This is a genomic window from Dyella sp. AtDHG13 (assembly GCF_003201105.1).
GTDB lineage: Bacteria > Pseudomonadota > Gammaproteobacteria > Xanthomonadales > Rhodanobacteraceae > Dyella > Dyella jiangningensis_B.
The window spans coordinates 26,077-43,406 of the sequence record NZ_QICJ01000001.1; the positions used below are offsets into that span (position 1 = coordinate 26,077).

Here is a 17,330-nt window from a genome sequence, read left to right on the forward strand (position 1 = left end):
AACATTAACCCGCGCGCAAATAACCGATAACTGTCGAACGCCATCGCATCTGCGCGCGCAAAAGCATCAGGAATGCCGTAGATCGTTGCGCATCGCACGCCGGCACCTTGCATGCCGAAAGCCCATCGTTGCGTACTGTGCGCACGACGACACAGCGCATTTAACGCCTGTGTTGTCGTGCAGCAATGAGAACGAGTGTGAGGTCTTGCTTAGTGGTCTCTCACCACTCCCAACCATTCCACCTCCGACAACATCGCTCCACCCGAACCCTCGCCCTTCTCCACGCGCCAGCGATAGTGCGCATAGGCACCCGGGTGCGCCACGCCGAACGCGCGCGTCTGGCGACGCCAGGGGAAAGCTTCCGCGCGTCGCTCGTCCAGCGCTACCCAGTGAGTGCCGTCGCTGGAGCCTTCGAGCTTCCATGCCTTCGGGTCGTGGCCGGGTTTGGCGGATGAGGTGAGTGTGTACATGGTGACCTGCTGTGGTTGCTGCAGGTCGAGTTGCACGGTGGGCTCGGAACCGCGAAGTGTGGCTTCTGTGTCGGAGGTGTTGTCGCTCAATGCGCGTGCGGCCGTTGCGTCGCTGGCCACGGTTACGCGTGCGCCTTCGCTGTCAGCCAGATCGACCAGTGGCGCGGGTGCGGCATGGCCAGTGGTGATCGAAGGCAAACGCGCTTCGCCCTCGGCGCTGCCCCACTGCGAAGGCTGTGCGCCCATGCGGAAGTCGAGCACCGCGCCGTTGGCAAGGTCGGCATGTGCCAGCCAACTGCGGTCGTACGGTTTGCCGTTGAGGGTCATGCCCTGGATGTAACGGTTGCGGTCGCTCACGTCCGGCGCGCGGATGTCGATGATCTTGCCGTTGTCCAGGTGGATGATCATGTGCGGGAAGTACGGCGCGCCGATCGCATAGGTGGGCGTGCCCATGCGCAAGGGGTAGAAGCCGGCGGCGCTGAACACCCACCAGGCGGACATCTCGCCGTTGTCTTCGTCGCCCGGATAGCCTTGCCCGATTTCGCTGCCAACGTAGAGGCGCGACAGGGCATCACGCACTTTGTCCTGCGTTTTCCAGGGTTGGCCGACCAGGTCGTACATGTAGAGGATGTGGTGCGAGGGCTGGTTGCTGTGGCCGTACTGGCCCATGCGCACGTCGCGCGCCTCCAGCATCTCGTGGATGATGCCGCCGTAGGCGTCGGTGTGGAATTGATTGCCCGCGTCGAAGAACGCGTCGAGCTTCTTTGCCAGGCCGTCGACGCCGCCGTAGAGATTGGCCAGCCCCTGCCCGTCGTGCACGCCGTCGAAGGTCATGTTCCAGGCGTTGGTTTCGGTGTAGTCACCACCCCAGGCAAACGGATCGAACTGCGCTGCATCGATGCGCCATGAACCATCGGGCTTGCGGCCCATGAAGAAGCCCGCCGCCGCGTTGAACAGGTTCACGTAGTTGAGCGAGCGGCTGCGGAAATAGCGGGCGTCGTCCGCATAGTGCGCTGCATATGGATCGGCAGCGTCATGGTCGCTGGACAAGGTCTGCGCCAGTTCGGCAATGCCGAAGTCGTTGAGATAGCCGGCCATCGACCACGACAGGCCTTCGTCGGTGCTGTTGTCGACGTAGCCCTTGAACACCGAGCGCGCGATGCCCTTGCGGCCCGCACCGGGCACGTCGCTGACCACGGTCGCGTCTTTCAGCGCGGCCTGATAGAACGAGCGCACATCGAAGTTGCGGATGCCCTTGTTCCATGCATCGGCAAAGGCGACATCGGCACTGGTGCCCACCATGAGATCCGCATAGCCGGGCGACGACCAGCGGGCGATCCAGCCGCCATCGCGATACTGCTGCACGAAGCCGTCGATCATCTCGCCCGCCTGGTGTGGCGTCAGCAGCACATAGGCCGGCCACGCGGTGCGATAGGTATCCCACAGGCCGTTGTTGACGTAAGGCTTGCCGGGCAGCACGCGCGCACCGGTCTGCGTGGGCGTGCTGGCGCCGACGGCGGCGGAGAACGGGCTGGCGTAGCGGTAATCCGGGTGCTGCGCCGTGCCCACGTTCTCGAAGGCTTCGTTGGGATACAGGAACAGGCGATAGAGGTTGGAGTACAGCGTGACCTTGTCGCCGACACTGGCGCCTGGAATCTCGATGCGGCCGAGCATCTTGTCCCAGCTCTGCGCGGCGCGGGCCTGGACGCTGTCGAAGCTGTCGTCCGCGGCTATTTCCTGATCGAGATTGCGCTTGGCCTGCTCCAGGCTGATTAGCGATGTGGCGATGCGCATGGTCACGGTCTTGTCGGCATGCGTGTCGAAACCGAACCATGTGGCAACATGATCGCGCCCCTGCCCGCTCAGGCGCCCGCTTTCCGTCACCGGACGATCAAACGTGGCGTAGAAGAACAGCCGCGTCGCGCCCGTCGACAGGTGGCTTGCCACATCCGAGTAGCCGCTGATGCTGCCGTGCCCGGCATCGAGCTCGATACCGCCCTTGTCATTGCGATTGTCGAACACCAGCTGCGAGCGGTCGCCGGTAAAGGTGAAGCGCATCATCGCTGCATGATCGGTCGGCGTCATCGCGGCCGTGATGCCGTTGTCGAAGGTCACCTGATACAGGTCGGCGCGGGCGATTTCGTGATCATGCGTGAAGCTCAGCGAGCGGGCGTCACGATCGAGCGGCGGCGCACCGGCCGGCACGGCCGCGGGCATGACCTGAAATGTCTGCCGATCACCCATCCACGGGCTGGGCTCGTGGCTCAACGCAAACGCCTGGATGCGCGGATGGTTATCGGATCCGTTGCGATCCTGGTATTGGTAGATCCAGTCGGAGCCGGCCTGCGTGGTCGGCGTCCAGAAATTGAAGCCGTGCGGCAACGCTACAGCCGGGAAATTATTGCCGCGTGAGAAATGCGCGTTCGCGTTGGTTCCGCGGCGCGTGTCCACATAGGTATGGGGCTCGGCATTCGCGTTGGCGACGGGCGCATCGACCAGCCTCAGATCATCGACGTAGCCGTGAAAGGCTTCGGTTCCCTTGGGGGCGTTCTCCACCAGTTCGATGGCGGTCACTGTCTTGCCGGCGGCCACCGCACCGACATCGATGTCCAGCGCATTCCACTGGTTGTCGTGCAGCACGCGGGACTTGCCTTGCGCGGCGGCGTTGGCCGGCACGCGATGCTGATCCACGGCGTTGAGCGATGAGAGCCGCGTGCCATCGGCGAACACCAGATCGACAGCCACGTACTGCGCATAGCCGCGCGCCTGGCCTGCGGCGTCCGCGGGTAGCACCACGTAGGACAGATGCGTGGCGGCCGTCACCGGCTGCTTCAGCCGATACAGCGTGGCGCGGCGTTCGCGCGCGTCGGTGACGGCATCGGCTTCGTAGCGAAGGGTGCGAACACCGGTAAAGCCGGCGCCCGGCCGGGAGGTGAGGGATTCCTCCTTGCCGGGGCCGGGTACCACGCTCATGCGCCAGCCTGAAACGCTGGCCGATACCGGTTGGGCGTCACCCGCCTCGAACGAGGTGGCGAAGCCCGAAGCGACCATGGCGCCTTGCGAAACCGTCGCAAGGCCCAGGGATATGGAGACACCCAACACGCAACGAGCCAAGTCCTTACGCACTATCCGTATCTCCCCTTCCCCGTGTTCGCCCGCGATCCCATCATAGAAATTGGATCGATCCAAATTCAAGACCCGAAAAAGGGCCACGCGACGGTGACCCTGGCTTCGGACGCCGGTCGACTCTAGCGCGGCTGCCATCCAGAAGCTTGCTGCGGCGCAGAAGGCAGACAGATATTTTGCCCGGGTGTTATTGCCAGGCAAATTATACCCGGGTATATTTAGGCGCCTGCCGTCAACCCCGCCGCCAACAAGGATTCGCTCCATGGCATCCCTCCCACCTACCCGATACCTGCAACCCACCGAAACGGCGGGACGTGCCTTTGTCTCCCGCCAGCTGCGCGGAAGCCTCGTCATGCTCAATCTGCTGCGCTTTCGCGATATCGCCGACTACACCGCAACACCGGACCTGGCGCCGCCCGCGCCCATCACCGGGGAAGCCGCCTTTCGTCGCTACATCGCCCATACGCTGCCGTTCCTGCGCGAATCCGGCGGGGACATTCAATTCCTGGGCAGTGGCGGCCCCTTTCTTATCGGGCCCGCTGACGAGCGATGGGACATGGCCATGCTGATCCGGCAGCACAGCGTGGAGGCATTCCTGGGTTTTGCACAGCACGAGGCCTATCTGGCCGGGCTCGGCCATCGCACCGCGGCCATCGAGGATTCGCGCCTGCTGCCACTGCAGGACATGCCTTTGCCACTTGGGGAGAAAACGCCATGAACGCACCCAACCTGCCACGGCACGACGAAAGGAGCGTCCGCCTGTTGCCGCGTCATTGGGCATGGCTGGAAGCGCAACCGCGCGGCATCGACGCCAGCCTGCGCATGCTGGTGCAGAACGCCAGCCGCGATGCGGACGGCCGATACCGCGCCACGCGCATCAAGGAGGAGTGCTATTGGTACATGCGCGACATGGCTGGCGACCGACCGCATTTCGAGGACGCCGTGCGCGCCCTCTTTGCCGATGACGCAGCGAGCCTGCAACGCCACACTGTTTTGTGGCCGCAACCGATCCGTGAACATATCAACGGGCTTATGGACGCCATGCGCACCCACAGCACGTCCGAAGGCATCGCATGATGGACCGCAGCAGACGCAAGGCACTCATGCAGGCGTACAAGTTGGCGCTGCGGCCGATGGGCGTCTTCGCGATCAGGAACCTCGTCAGCGGGAGGATGCTCATCGACCAGAGCGCCAGCCTCACGGGCGCCATCAATCGCCACCGCACCGAGCTGACGCTGGGCACGCATCGCAACAAGGCGCTGATGGACGACTGGCGCGCGCTGGGTGAGGCGAATTTCGTATTCGAGGTGCTCGCCCAGGTCGATGAGCGCCCCGAGCCTGACTTCGACTACAAGGCGGAAGTGGCGCGCCTGCTTGCCCATTGGCGAGCCCGCGTTCCGGTGGGGTCCGAACAGTCCTACCTCTAGCGGCGGTCGGGAGGCTGGACCGCGCGAACACATAACGCTTGCGCCGCCCGCGCGAGGATGGCCCCGGCATGTTTGCCTAGTTCGCGATAGTTCCGTATCTTGGAACTATAGAACATCACCCTCCTCCCCACTCACGCACAGAGGTTTCCCATGGAATATCGGCATTTGGGTGCATCGGGCTTCAAGGTGCCCGTGCTCAGCTTCGGCACGGGCACGTTCGGCGGCAAGGGCGAGTTTTTCGGCGCCTGGGGCAATACGGACGTCGCGGAAGCCAAGCGGCTGGTGGATGTATGCCTGGACGCCGGGCTCACCATGTTCGACAGCGCGGACATCTATTCCAACGGCGTGGCCGAATCCGTGCTCGGCGAAGCCATCAAGGGCCGGCGCGATCGCGTACTCATTTCCACCAAGGCCACGTTCCGTTTCAGCGACGAGCCCAACGACGTGGGTTCCTCGCGCTTCCATTTGCTCAAGGCCTGCGACGCCGCGCTCAAGCGCCTGGGCACCGATTACATCGACCTCTTCCAGTTGCACGGTTTCGACGCCAAGACGCCGGTGGAAGAAACCTTGTCCACGCTCGATGACCTGGTGCGCGCCGGCAAGATCCGCTACGTGGGCGCGTCGAATTTCTCCGGCTGGCACCTGATGAAGTCGTTGGCCGTGGCCGACCGTTACGGCTATCCGCGTTACGTCGCCAACCAGGCGTACTACTCGCTGATCGGCCGCGATTACGAGTGGGAACAGATGCCGCTGGGCCTCGACCAGGGCGTGGGCGCCGTGGTGTGGAGCCCACTGGGCTGGGGCCGCCTGACCGGCAAGATTCGCCGCGGCGCTCCGCTGCCCGAGACGAGCCGACTGCACAAGACGGGCGACATGGGCCCGCAGGTGAGCGACGACTATCTCTATCGCGTGGTGGATGCGCTGGACGAAGTGGCCGCCGAAACCGGCAAGACCGTGCCGCAGATCGCGCTGAACTGGCTGCTGCAGCGTCCCACGGTATCGACCGTGGTGATCGGCGCGCGCAACGAGGAGCAGCTGAAGCAGAACCTCGGCGCCGTGGGCTGGAACCTCACCAAGGAACAGGTGGCGAAGCTGGATGCGGCGAGTGCGGTGACGCCGGCTTATCCGTACTGGCACCAGATGGGGTTCCAGGAGCGCAATCCGTCGCCGGTTTAAGGGCCGGCTGGGGATATTAACCACGGCGCTCGTTTCTCCCTCACCGTCATTCCGGCGAAGGCCGGAATCCAGTGACGAGAGTGGTCGGTCATCGCGCAACATCAAGGTCAAGCTCTTGGCTTTTCAGCGAAAACCGCGCCACGAGGCCACTGGATTCCGGCCTGCGCCGGAATGACGAGAGGGAAAATGTGCGCTCGCGCTAGATTTTGAACCGGCTATAAAAAGTCCGCAGCCGAGCTATCGCATCGAAAACAAAAGCGCGCGCCCTTCCGGACGCGCGCTTTTTTCGACACCCGCTTATCGCGCCCGCTTACCCCTGAGCAAGCGCCTGATCCACCATGGCCTGCGCTTCTTCCAGCAGGCGCTGCAGATGCGCTTCGTCCTTGAAGCTTTCCGCGTAGATCTTGTAGATGTCCTCGGTGCCGGACGGGCGCGCGGCGAACCAGCCGTTGGCCGAAGCCACCTTGATGCCGCCGATGGGCGCGCCGTTGCCCGGTGCGCGATCCAGCACCGCTTCGATCTTCTCGCCGGCCAGCTGCGTGCTCTTCACCTGGTCGGGCGACAGCTTGGAAAGCCGCGCCTTCTGCTCGGTGTTGGCCGGCGCATCGACACGCTCGGATACAGGGCGGCCCAGTTCGTCGGTCATCTTGTGATACAGCTCGCCCGGGTCCTTGCCGCTGCGCGCGGCGATTTCCGCCGACATCAGCGCGGCGGCGATGCCGTCTTTGTCGGTGCTCCACACGCTGCCATCGCGGCGCAGGAAGGACGCGCCGGCGCTTTCCTCGCCGCCGAAACCCAGCGAGCCATCGAACAGGCCATCGACGAACCATTTGAAGCCCACCGGCACTTCGTAAAGCCGGCGGCCCAGCCGCTTGGCCACGCGGTCGATCAGCGCGCTGCTCACCAGCGTCTTGCCCACGGCGGCGTCGCTGCGCCACTGCGGGCGATGGCGGAACAGGTAATCCACCAGCACGGAAAGATAGTGATTGGGCAGCAGCAAGCCGGTGCTGCGCGTGACGATGCCGTGGCGATCGTGGTCGGTGTCGCAGGCAAAAGCCACGTCGTAGCTGTCCTTCAGCCCGATCAGTCGCTGCATGGCATGCGACGAGGAAGGATCCATGCGGATCTTGCCGTCCCAGTCGACGCTCATGAAACGGAAGGTCGGGTCCACCGCTTCGCTGACCACGGTCAGGTCGATGCCGTAACGCTCGGCAATCGGCGCCCAGTAGTGCACGCCAGAACCGCCGAGCGGATCGACGCCCAGATGCACGCCGCTGCCGCGAATCGCATCGAAGTCGATCACGTTCGCCAGGTCGGACACATAGGCATCGAGATAATCGTGCTCGTGCGTGGTTGGTGCGCGCAGCGCCTCGGCCAGCGGCACGCGACGCACTTCGCGCAGGCCGCCCTCGATCAGTGCGTTCGCGCGCTTCTGCACCCAGCCGGTGATGTCGGTATCCGCGGGGCCGCCATTGGGCGGGTTGTACTTGAAGCCCCCGCCGTCGGGTGGATTGTGCGAGGGCGTAACCACGATGCCGTCGGCCAAGCCGCTGGTGCGGCCGCGGTTGTAGGTCAGGATGGCATGCGAAATCGCGGGCGTCGGCGTGTATTCGCCACCCTTGGAAACCATGGTTTGCACGCCATTGGCAGCGAGCACTTCCAGCGCGCTTTCCAGCGCCGGCTGAGACAGCGCATGCGTGTCGATGCCGATGAACAGCGGGCCGTCGATGCCCTTCCCCGCGCGGTATTCGCAAATGGCCTGGGTGATGGCCAGCACATGCCACTCGTTGAAACTGTGCTCGAACGAACTGCCACGGTGGCCCGACGTGCCGAAGGCCACGCGCTGGCTGGGCACGCCCACGTCCGGGCGCAGGTCCGCATAAGCGCCGCGCAGGCGGGCGACGTCCACCAGTTGGCCCTCGGGGGCGAGCTTGCCGGCCAGCGGGCTGAGCCGGCCGCTCATCGGCGCACCTCGCCGAAGGCGGCAAAAACAGGCTGGCTCAAGCGGTAAGGCGTGGTCATTCGAAAACACATCCCTGGGTCAACGGAAAGACTTGCATTGACCCTCGCCGCGGCGCCACGTGTCAATACGCCCACGCGCCGCAGGCGTGCATATCGGATGAAATCCCCGGCCGCAGGTCGGCCGCCGTTCAGCGCAACTGGCTGTCCTTGCTGCCGCGGCGGTTGTAGCCGCTGAAAGCGGCTTCCTTGTCCTGCGCCGCCTGGCAATTCACACATAGCCGCACGCCGGGCACCGCCTTGCGCCGCGCCTCGGGAATCGGGGCGTCGCACTCCTCGCAATGGGTGAGCCCGGGGCCCTTCTGCAAACGGGCGCGAGCACGCTTCACCGCGTCTTCCACGGTGGCGTCGATCTGATCTTGTACGGCGCCGTCGCCAGCCCAGCCTGTCGCCATGGTTGCCACCTCTTCCACGTGCCTGTGGGCATTGCTGCGCCACAGGCTAAAGGTAGGGCTTCAAAGGCTTTTTTCCAGCCCCGGGAGCCTTGGGACGTTGCGGCGGTTCAGAAGCGCTTGCGCAGAAAGTAGCGGGCGCCACCGATCGGATGATCGGGGATCTCACCAAACACGGTGTATCCCAGCTTTTCGTAGAACCCCCGGGCCTGGAAGGCGAAGGTGTCGAGCCATGCGCCCACGCAGCCGCGCTCCCGGGCAACCTGCTCGGCGCGTTGCATCAGCGCCGTGCCGACGTCCTGGCCACGCATGGATTCGGGAACCGCGAGCAGATCCACGTGCAGCCAGTCGAGTGCGGTTTCGCCCCACAACCCACCCACTGTCTGGCCATGCTCATCGCGCAGTGCGATCACCAAAGGTTGGATATCGAGCGTCGGCACCTTGCTCCGATTGTAGGCGAGCAAGGGCGCCGCGATGGCCGCGCGATCGGCGCCATCGGGCTCGTCGATGCTGTGCAGTTGCCAGGCGCTCAACGCACGGCCGCCGGCGCGCTCGATGCCTGCGGCGGCGCGTCCGCGGCGCCGTTGATTTCCGCCACATCGCTCGTGCCATCGAACCCGCCGCCCAAAGCTTCGATCAGGCGAATGGAGATGTCGGCCTGCTGGCTTTCCAGCAAGGCAAGGCGCTGCTGCGCCACCAGCAGTTGCTGGCGACTGGTGAGTGGCGTAAGCGGGCCGCGCAGGCCGCCCTGGTAAGCCTTCAGCGCATCGTCCCAGCTCTTCTGCGCATCATCCACCGAGCGCTTTTCCAGCGCGATCTGCTGACGCACCGAGGTCAGCGCGGATACCTGGTCGGAGACATCGTTCAACGCGCTGATCAGCAGGCCGTTGTAGCGCGCCACCATGGCGTCATAGCCGGCATCGGCGGCGGCCAGGTTCGCGCGGCGGCGGCCGCCATCGAAGATCGGCAGGCTCAGCGCCGGGCCGAAGGCGTATTGGCGCGCCTGCAGCGAAAGCACGTTGGTGCTGGCGCCCACGGCGACCAGTCCGGCCGCCGCGGAGATGCTGATGTTCGGCAGGAACTCCTTCTTGGCCGCCTTGATCTGCTTGCTGGAGGCCTCGATCTCCCAGCGCGCCGCCACCAGGTCGGCGCGGCGGCCGAGCAGATCCACCGGCAACTTCTCTGGCAGCACGGCGGGGCCGTGATCGATCAGGTGCGGACGCTCGATGGCCAGGCCACGGTCCGGCCCCTGCCCCAGCAGCACCGACAGGCTGCTGCGCGACGCATCGATGGCGCGATCGGCCGCCACCTTCTGCTGCTCGGCGCCAGCCACCTGCGAATCGGCCAGATGCTCCTGCTGCGGCGTGCCGAGCCCGCCCTTCACCAGCTTGCGGGTGACCTCCAGCGTGCGGCTGGCGCGCTCGAACTCGGCATCGGCCACGTCCTTTTCGGCGAACGCATGGCTCAGCTGCACGTAGGCGCGCGCCACGTTCACCGACAACTCGATGCGCGCGGCATAGGCGTCGATCTCCGCCGCGCGGCTGCGGCCCAGCGCGGCTTCCCAGGCGGCGCGCTTGCCGCCCCACAGGTCGAGGTCCCACGAGAAATCCGCGGTGAGCGACTTGCTCCAGGCGAACTTGCCCAGCACGTATTCGGGATAGATCGGGTTCTTCTTCGAGAGGTCCGCGCCGGTGATCGACGCGTCGAATCCGGCCTGCGGCTTGCGCGCGGCGTTGACGCTGTCGGCGATGGCCTGCGCCTGGCGGGCGCGCGCCTGTGCCTGGTCGAGGCTGGGGTTGTTCTTCAGCGCTTCTTCGATGAGCGCCGTGAGCTGCGGGTCGCCATAGCTCACCCACCAATCCTGCTTGGGCCATGCCGTGGGGCTGAGCTGCACGTCGGCTAGGCTGCGCTCGGACTTCAGGCTGCCGGGGTCGGTAAGGGTGCCAGTGGTATGCAGGCCCCGGCTGGTCGCGCAGCCCGCAAGGGCGACACTGAGCGCAATGGCGGCAGGAAGAACGATGGAACGCATGGCGGATATCCGGAAAAGAAAACGCGAAGGTGCGCTGCGTCGCTTCGCGGCATCGCAGCCGCGATGGCCAGGCAGGAATGCGTCGTGCGACGTGCGCGATTGCGCACCGATATGCCGATTATATCCCTGCGTCTCAAGGGTGCGTAGCGTGAAAAGAGCCGCCGCCGGGCGCGACCTTTGTCCAATTGCCAGCACCATATCCACGCGCCCTCGCACTTGGCGGTGCAATGTCCAGCGCATAACCTCGTCCGTTATTCACGCCGGCCGCCCGGCCGCGCGTCGCCACATGCCACGCAAGGAACCCACGCGCATGCCCAAGATTTCATCTGCCAGCATCGTCTCCACGGACAGCGATTATCTCCACCGCATCGAGGCTGGCCATTACGCGCTGGTCACCGACGAGCCCGTGAAGCTCGGCGGCAAGGGCGCGGGCCCCGCGCCGTTCGACTACTACCTGGCATCGCTCGCCGCCTGCACGGCCATCACCTTGCGCATGTATGCCGAACGCAAGGGCTGGGACCTCGGCGAATTCCGCGCGGAGCTTCAGCTGGATCGCGACGACGATGGCCGCCTGCACGTGCTGCGCACCTTGCACGCCACCGGCCCGCTCACGGATGAGCAATGGAACCGCCTGCTGGAAATCGTCGCCAACACGCCGGTGACCAAGGCAATGCGCGAAGGTGCCGAGATCACTAGCCGTCGCGGCGAAGCAACGTCGGGCGCGTAAGGCGTCGGCGCGGCACCTGCGGCGAGTGCGGACGCAAGTATTTGCTGCATCTCACAATGCGACGCCCTTCACCGGAACGTCACTCGCTTTTATGAGAGAGTCCCATCACTGGAAGCCAAGGCCGCGCCCGAATGCAGGCTTGACCAAGGGTGCAGCCCAACCGCTTTTCGGGGTGCGAGGAAGGTCCGGAAGTGCACAGGCAGGCAAGCCGATGCCCGCGCCGGAACGAGGGACGGCGATGCGCGAAGACACCGCATCGCTCGTACGACCTCAGGCCACATGAGCCCGAGGAGTTACGGTCATCATGGGGAAGAGCATCATGGGGGAAGTTTTAGCGCCACGCGCCTGGGGCCGCCATGTGGCTGTCTGCCTGGGCTACGCGCTCAGTTATGTACTGCTGCGGCATGTATCGGTCTCGCACTGGAACCTTCCCGCCGGCCTGCGCGTGACCTGCCTGTTGCTGCTGCCGTATCGCTACTGGCCCGCGCTGCTGATCGGCGAATGCATCCCGGTGGATTACCACGCCTGGCATTGCATGGACGATTTCGGCTGGCGCTGGTCGGCGCTCGCCGCCATCCCACCGCTGCTGCCCTTGATGGCCGTGGTGGCCTGGGCGCGACGCCATGCGCGGCTGCTGCAGGATCGATACCGGATCAACATGCCAATGCTGCTCGGCGTGATTCTCGCGGGCGCCGTGGTGACCGCCATCGACGACGTTTTCGTGGTCATGGCCGTGCAGATGCCGGTCGGACAGCCTGCTCCCATGCTCGATGCACAGGTGATCTTCGGCTACTTCATGGGCAACTACCTCGGTGCGTTGGCGATCGCGCCGACGGTGATCGCCATCCATCTCGCCCGGTCCGGCAAGCACGATGGCGAGCCGCTGTGGCGCAGCCGCCTCGCCAAGGACACGGTCATCGGCGTGCTCACGCCACTGCTGGTGCTGATGGGGCTGGTCTTCAGCAGCCAGGGCGACAGCATGCAGGTGTTCCGCATCGCCATGTTCCTGCCGGTGGTGTGGCTTACCTCGCGCCACGGCTGGCAAGGCGCGGCCCTGGGCGGCACGCTGGCCAGCATCGCGGTCACCATGACCTCATCCATCGTGCGCGATCCGGCGGTAATCCAGGCGCAGGCGCTCATCGCCTTCGCCATCACCACCCTGCTCATGCTCGGCTCGCGCATCGCGCATCAGTCGCAGGCAAGCCAGGCCAGGCACATGGACACGCTGCGTGGCTTCCAGCTCGCGCAGCAAGGGTTGTATCTGGAGGAACTTCGCCTGCGGCAGGCTGCCGACACGCTGGAGCACATTGGCCACACCATCCGCGAGAACCACAACCGCCTGCTGGATCGCCTTCGACATGTGCTGCCCTCCAACGAAGAGCGCACGTATTCACGACAGGTCGCCCTGGCGCAACATGAAATGCACCGCCTGGCCAATGCGTTGTATCCGCGCGGCTGGCGCGAGCGCGGCGTGCCCGCCACCTTGCGCGAAGGCCCCTTCGCGCAGGCGATCCACATGGCGGGCGCCACGTATGCATGCGAGCTTTCGGGCCGCGGGCTGAGCCAGCTCGCACCCGACGTGCACATGGCGCTGTATCGCCTCGCCTGCGAGGTGCTGGTGCACGTGCTGTCGCGCGGCCCCATGCAGGACATCCACCTGCAACTGCGCGGCGGCCATACACATGGGCGGCGCTGGGTGGTCATGCGGCTCACCGGGCGGCGCGCGCAGGTGCAGTCGTCGACGCCCGAGTCGGATCGTCTCCATGCCGTGGACGAAGCGCACTGGAAGCAGGCCATGACCCTGCTTGGCGCGAGCGGGCTGGGCATTTCGTCGATCCGCGACCGCACGCATATCTACGGCGGTGATGTGCATCTGCGCGAAACCGCTCAGCAGGTGAGTGTCACCCTGCTGCTGCACGACTCGCTGCGGGCTTCGTCGGTCAACCACCGGAGCGCTTCACGCTAGAAGCGCCCCGGCGGCCTTTTCAGTCCGGCATCAGTTGATGCGCGAGCTGCACTCGATCGGATCGTGGCAGTCGCCAGCCGCCACGTAGGTCGCCGCCGTGCCGTTGCACTGCGGCGCGACCAGCACCTTCACCGCGCTGTCCTGATAGACGATCTCGCCCTGCGTGCTGCCGGTAGCGGCCTGCGGCTCGTCCGGCGTCGCCACGCGGGCGGCGTCCGAACCGATCGGCAACGCGAGGAAATGGCCCGATGCCGAGGCCACCGCCGCGCGCACCTTGCCGTTGAGATCGTTGACCTGCACGTACTGCACGCCATTGCGCTGGAACACGTACACGTGCCAGTGCGGACTGGCGCTGACGTCGGTGGCGTTGGGCCACGATTGCCCCAGTCCCGTGGATGGCAAGGCGTTGCCCGCCATGGCGCTCATCGAGGTCACGGAAGCCATCAGCAGTCCTGCGGTCAGCCACTGACGAAAACGACGGCCCGAAGCGTGGTGCATGTGTTTTCCCTCCATAGTTGGTCCCCTGGTCCGAGGTGTCCGATGACACCGTGCGAAGTCGATCATCACTGGCCCGCGCCGTAGCGGCACGCGACCAGACCCAGCACTCTGCCCTACTCGCTTCATCGCAGTAAGTGCCGGCAACGCGTCATGCGACACGCTTTGCTCGTCGCGGTACGGCATCGTTCACGGCTTTCACGGATCCATCACGCGCACGCTCGGGTTCGCCCATCCGCAAACGCTTCGCACGGAAGACCTTCCTTGCTTTCTGAATGGACACCCTGCGGGTAGGTCAACCTGGCTAAACCCTTGCGCAGCCGTCCGCATCGGACCCGCTGCATGCGCGGCCGCCGGTCGCGCCCCGACCTGTCGAGGCAAGGATGAAAGTCGCAATGATCGTGCTGTGCTGCATGGCCAGCCTGCTTGGCATGCCCGCCGTCGGCCAACCCGCGCCCGGCGACATGAACGTGCATTGGGACGCCGGTGCCGCCAACTGCCAGGCGCACACGCCGCGGCCGCTGCAAGTGCATCGCTACGACGCGAACACCTACCTGCTTCGCGAAAGCCTTTGCCAGACCTACGAAGGCCCTTTCATCTATCTGCTCATCGGCACGTCGCGCGCCTTGCTGATCGACACGGGTGACGTGGCCGACGCCAACAAGATGCCACTGGCCTCGACGGTGCTCGGGCTGCTGCCCCAGGTGAACGGCAAACGCATGCCGCTGCTCATCGCGCACACGCACGGGCATCTGGACCATCGCAGCGGCGACGGCCAGTTCGCGGCCGCGCCCGACGTCGCCATCGTCGGCACCGATCTGCCGCACGTCATCGAGGGCTTCGGCTTTCACGACTGGCCCAACGACATCGCGCATATCGATCTTGGCGAACGCACCGTCGACGTGATCGCCACACCCGGCCACTATCCCTCGCACGTATCGTTCTACGATGCCAACACGGGGCTGGTGTTTTCCGGCGATTTCTTCCTGCCCGGCCGCCTGATCATCGACGACACCGAGGCTGACCGCGCCAGCGCCGCGCGCATCAACCAGTTCCTGCGCGACCGCCTCGTGACCTATGTGCTGGGCAGTCATGTCGAACTGGACCGCCACGGACAGACCGAGCCAATGGGATCGAACTGGCACCCCGACGAAGCGCCGCTGCCGCTGAGCAAGGAGGATCTCGCGCAACTCCCCCAGGTGCTCGCCTCGTTCAACGGCTTCTACAGCCAGTCCGACCGGTTCACGGTCTACAGCCAAACGCGCATGCTGCAGTTGGTCGGCGCGATCGCCGTTCTTCTCCTGATCGTCATCGTCCTCTCCTTACGCTGGTGGTTCAGACGCCGACGACACACCCACGACGGCCAGCCGTGAGTCCTTTTATACGGAGCGCTTCATGCATTCTTCGCTTCCCGCGACGATGACCGAAATCCACATCAGCACGCCCGGCGCACCGGATGTGTTGCAGCCGATCCAGGTGCCCCTGCCCGCACCGAAACCTGGCGAGGTGCTGATCCGTGTGCAGGCCGCCGGCGTGAATCGTCCCGACGTGCTGCAGCGCGAAGGCAACTACCCCATTCCGCCCGGCGCCAACCCCATCCCAGGCCTGGAAATCGCCGGCACCGTCGCCGCCCTGGGCGAAGGCGTCATCACGCACGCCGTCGGCGAAGCGGTCTGCGCGCTCACCAATGGCGGCGGCTACGCGGAATATTGCGTGGTGCCTTCGGGACAGGTGCTGCCGATTCCGCGCGGCGTTTCCATGCAGCAGGCCGCCGCCATACCGGAGACCTTCTTCACGGTATGGGCCAACCTGTTCCAGTTGGGGCACGCCCGTCGAGGCGACGTGGCGCTGATCCACGGCGGCACCAGCGGCATCGGCACGACGGCGCTCATGCTATGCCGCGAATTCGGCATACGCGCATTCGCCACGGCCGGCGGGCAGGACAAGTGCGAGGCCATCCGCGAACTGGGCGGCGAGCCGATCAACTACCGTCAGGAGTCCTTCGCGGAAGTGGTGATGGCGCACACGGAAGGCCACGGTGCGGACGTGATCCTCGACATCATGGGCGCCGCGTATTTCGCGGACAACCTCGCCACGCTGGCGCGGGACGGCCGCCTGCTGCTGATCGGCTTTCTCGGCGGCGGCACCGCCGAGCACGTCAACCTTCAGGCCATCATGGCCAAGCGCGCCATCGTCACGGGATCGGCCATGCGTCCGCGCTCGACGCAGGAGAAGTCCGCCATCGCCGCATCGCTGCGGGAACATGTGTGGCCCATGCTGGCGCAGGGACGCTGCCTGCCGATGGTCAGCGCCACCTACCCGCTGCTTCGCGCTGCGGATGCGCATCGCCACATGGAAAGCGGCCACCACATCGGCAAGATCGTGTTGACCGTGTAAAGCCCAGCCGCCCGCTCAATACGCGGCGACGGATTGGCGATCCGAAGGAAACGGGCTGCGGCCACGCGTGGTTTCCAGCCATTCGTCCATCTGGCGATGGGCTTCGCGGATCTGCATTTCCCCGGTCGGATGCCGGCGCAATTGCGCGCGCAGCAATTCCACTTCTTGCTGCAACAGGGCGTTCTGCTCGATCAGCTCGTCGCAGGCACGACTCAGCAGGTCGTTTTCGCGATCGCGTTCCATGAAGGCACCGCCTGATCCCGGGTGGGGAATAACGTTGCCTTGCCTGCCGTTAACGCGTCGTGACACTTTGGGTAAGACTTTCGCGCGGCCTTGATGTTTCGAGGGTGTAGGCTGCGGACATGGTTTCCTCCCATGCACAACTTGACCAGATGCTCGACGCGCTGGACGAGTCGGTGCCCCGGTTGGTGCAGAGCAAAACGGCCCCGGACGAGTTCTGGGCCAGCTTCATGAGCATGGCCAACGCCATCCAGAGCCGCGCCGAGCCCCGCGAACGCGACTGGGTTTGCGATCGCCTGGATGCCATCCAGGTCAAGCATCACCTGGTGCCGCCCGCGGACCAGATCTGACGCCGCTCAGTGGCACACCAGCACGGGGATGTCGCAGCTCAGCATCACCTTGTGCGGCACGCTGCCCAGCAGCATGCGCTCCACGCCCTCATGGCCGCGCGAGCGCATGACGATCAGGTCGCACTGATGCTTGGCGGCAGCGGCCACGATGGCCACGTAAGGGCGCAGATCGCAGGCGATCTCGGTTTCGCATCGCACCTGCACCGCCGCCGCACGCTTGGCCACTTCGTCCAGAAACTCCTGCGCACGCGCCTTGGCGGCCTCCGTATAGCAGGGCTTGTGCTGCAACAACTCCGACATGAAGGACACGGTGGAAAGCGGCGGCAACACGTGCACGCCAAACACCGTCGAGCCCAGCCGGGATGCCAGCTCGATGCCGACGTCGACGGCCTTCAGGGCGGATTCGGAACCATCGACCGGCAGAAGGATGTTCTTGAACATGACCTTGGCCTCCCGTGATTTCCCGCCCCAAGTTTAGTCCTGTTGCGTTGGCGCGACGTGCACGCCTGATCCTCC

Annotated in this window: 17 protein-coding genes; 9 read left to right on the forward strand and 8 right to left on the reverse strand. The window is 65.3% G+C overall.

From position 1 onward, the window contains the following. Window positions 1–209: 209 nt before the first annotated feature. Complete coding sequence (locus BDW41_RS00110) at window positions 210–3,521, reverse strand: GH92 family glycosyl hydrolase (protein WP_233496722.1); 3,312 nt, start codon at window positions 3,519–3,521, stop codon at window positions 210–212. Window positions 3,522–3,948: 427 nt separating this feature from the next. On the opposite strand from BDW41_RS00110, the gene BDW41_RS00115 reads away from it, so the two are divergent. The 4 genes from BDW41_RS00115 to BDW41_RS00130 all read left to right on the forward strand — a co-directional run bounded on the left by BDW41_RS00115 (window position 3,949) and on the right by BDW41_RS00130 (window position 6,199). Next, complete coding sequence (locus tag BDW41_RS00115; protein WP_110301501.1) at window positions 3,949–4,314, forward strand: hypothetical protein; 366 nt, start codon at window positions 3,949–3,951, stop codon at window positions 4,312–4,314. Further along, window positions 4,311–4,673 (forward strand): DUF2239 family protein, encoded by a 363-nt coding sequence (locus BDW41_RS00120; protein ID WP_074547636.1) that lies wholly within the window; start codon window positions 4,311–4,313, stop codon window positions 4,671–4,673. Before BDW41_RS00115 ends, BDW41_RS00120 begins: the two co-directional genes overlap by 4 nt. Beyond that, a complete protein-coding gene (locus BDW41_RS00125; RefSeq protein ID WP_074547635.1) occupies window positions 4,670–5,023 on the forward strand; it encodes a GIY-YIG nuclease family protein in 354 nt (117 codons plus the stop codon). Before BDW41_RS00120 ends, BDW41_RS00125 begins: the two co-directional genes overlap by 4 nt. A 150-nt stretch (window positions 5,024–5,173) precedes the next feature. Continuing rightward, a complete protein-coding gene (locus BDW41_RS00130) occupies window positions 5,174–6,199 on the forward strand; it encodes an aldo/keto reductase (protein ID WP_074547634.1) in 1,026 nt (341 codons plus the stop codon). Window positions 6,200–6,509: 310 nt separating this feature from the next. Here BDW41_RS00130 and pgm read toward each other — a convergent pair whose 3' ends face one another. From pgm to BDW41_RS00150, 4 genes are all read right to left on the reverse strand, one after another. Beyond that, a complete protein-coding gene (pgm, locus tag BDW41_RS00135; protein ID WP_074547633.1) occupies window positions 6,510–8,162 on the reverse strand; it encodes a phosphoglucomutase (alpha-D-glucose-1,6-bisphosphate-dependent) in 1,653 nt (550 codons plus the stop codon). Between the two features lie 187 nt (window positions 8,163–8,349). After that, a complete protein-coding gene (locus BDW41_RS00140) occupies window positions 8,350–8,613 on the reverse strand; it encodes a DksA/TraR family C4-type zinc finger protein (RefSeq protein WP_074547632.1) in 264 nt (87 codons plus the stop codon). A gap of 107 nt (window positions 8,614–8,720) precedes the next feature. Next, complete coding sequence (locus tag BDW41_RS00145) at window positions 8,721–9,143, reverse strand: GNAT family N-acetyltransferase (RefSeq protein WP_083337580.1); 423 nt, start codon at window positions 9,141–9,143, stop codon at window positions 8,721–8,723. Then, window positions 9,140–10,639, reverse strand: coding sequence for an efflux transporter outer membrane subunit (locus tag BDW41_RS00150; RefSeq protein ID WP_083337579.1), 1,500 nt, complete (start codon window positions 10,637–10,639; stop codon window positions 9,140–9,142). The genes BDW41_RS00145 and BDW41_RS00150 overlap by 4 nt, the downstream gene beginning before the upstream one ends. A gap of 319 nt (window positions 10,640–10,958) precedes the next feature. Between BDW41_RS00150 and BDW41_RS00155 the strand changes: the two genes are divergently transcribed. Together BDW41_RS00155 and BDW41_RS00160 are read left to right on the forward strand one after the other, a co-directional pair. Next, window positions 10,959–11,366: an OsmC family protein gene (locus BDW41_RS00155; protein WP_074547684.1), complete on the forward strand. Its 408-nt coding sequence runs from the start codon at window positions 10,959–10,961 to the stop codon at window positions 11,364–11,366. A 319-nt stretch (window positions 11,367–11,685) separates the two neighbouring features. Then, entirely contained in the window at window positions 11,686–13,332 is a 1,647-nt protein-coding gene (locus BDW41_RS00160; RefSeq protein WP_158536956.1) for an MASE1 domain-containing protein, read from the forward strand. 30 nt (window positions 13,333–13,362) lie between these two features. On the opposite strand, the gene BDW41_RS00165 is transcribed toward BDW41_RS00160, so the two are convergent. Then, on the reverse strand, window positions 13,363–13,776 hold the full coding sequence (locus BDW41_RS00165; RefSeq protein WP_074547683.1) for a hypothetical protein: 414 nt from the start codon (window positions 13,774–13,776) through the stop codon (window positions 13,363–13,365). Between the two features lie 434 nt (window positions 13,777–14,210). On the opposite strand from BDW41_RS00165, the gene BDW41_RS00170 reads away from it, so the two are divergent. Together BDW41_RS00170 and BDW41_RS00175 are read left to right on the forward strand one after the other, a co-directional pair. Continuing rightward, window positions 14,211–15,200 (forward strand): MBL fold metallo-hydrolase, encoded by a 990-nt coding sequence (locus BDW41_RS00170; protein ID WP_083337576.1) that lies wholly within the window; start codon window positions 14,211–14,213, stop codon window positions 15,198–15,200. A gap of 22 nt (window positions 15,201–15,222) precedes the next feature. Continuing rightward, a complete protein-coding gene (locus BDW41_RS00175) occupies window positions 15,223–16,224 on the forward strand; it encodes an NAD(P)H-quinone oxidoreductase (RefSeq protein ID WP_074547629.1) in 1,002 nt (333 codons plus the stop codon). A gap of 15 nt (window positions 16,225–16,239) precedes the next feature. Here the strand turns inward: BDW41_RS00175 and BDW41_RS00180 are convergent, their stop codons facing one another. Then, window positions 16,240–16,467, reverse strand: a complete 228-nt coding sequence (locus tag BDW41_RS00180) for a hypothetical protein (RefSeq protein ID WP_074547628.1) — start codon at window positions 16,465–16,467, stop codon at window positions 16,240–16,242. Window positions 16,468–16,586: 119 nt separating this feature from the next. Between BDW41_RS00180 and BDW41_RS00185 the strand changes: the two genes are divergently transcribed. Beyond that, entirely contained in the window at window positions 16,587–16,814 is a 228-nt protein-coding gene (locus tag BDW41_RS00185) for a hypothetical protein (RefSeq protein WP_146217272.1), read from the forward strand. A gap of 6 nt (window positions 16,815–16,820) precedes the next feature. Here the strand turns inward: BDW41_RS00185 and BDW41_RS00190 are convergent, their stop codons facing one another. Continuing rightward, complete coding sequence (locus BDW41_RS00190; protein WP_074547626.1) at window positions 16,821–17,255, reverse strand: universal stress protein; 435 nt, start codon at window positions 17,253–17,255, stop codon at window positions 16,821–16,823. Window positions 17,256–17,330 lie beyond the last annotated feature (75 nt).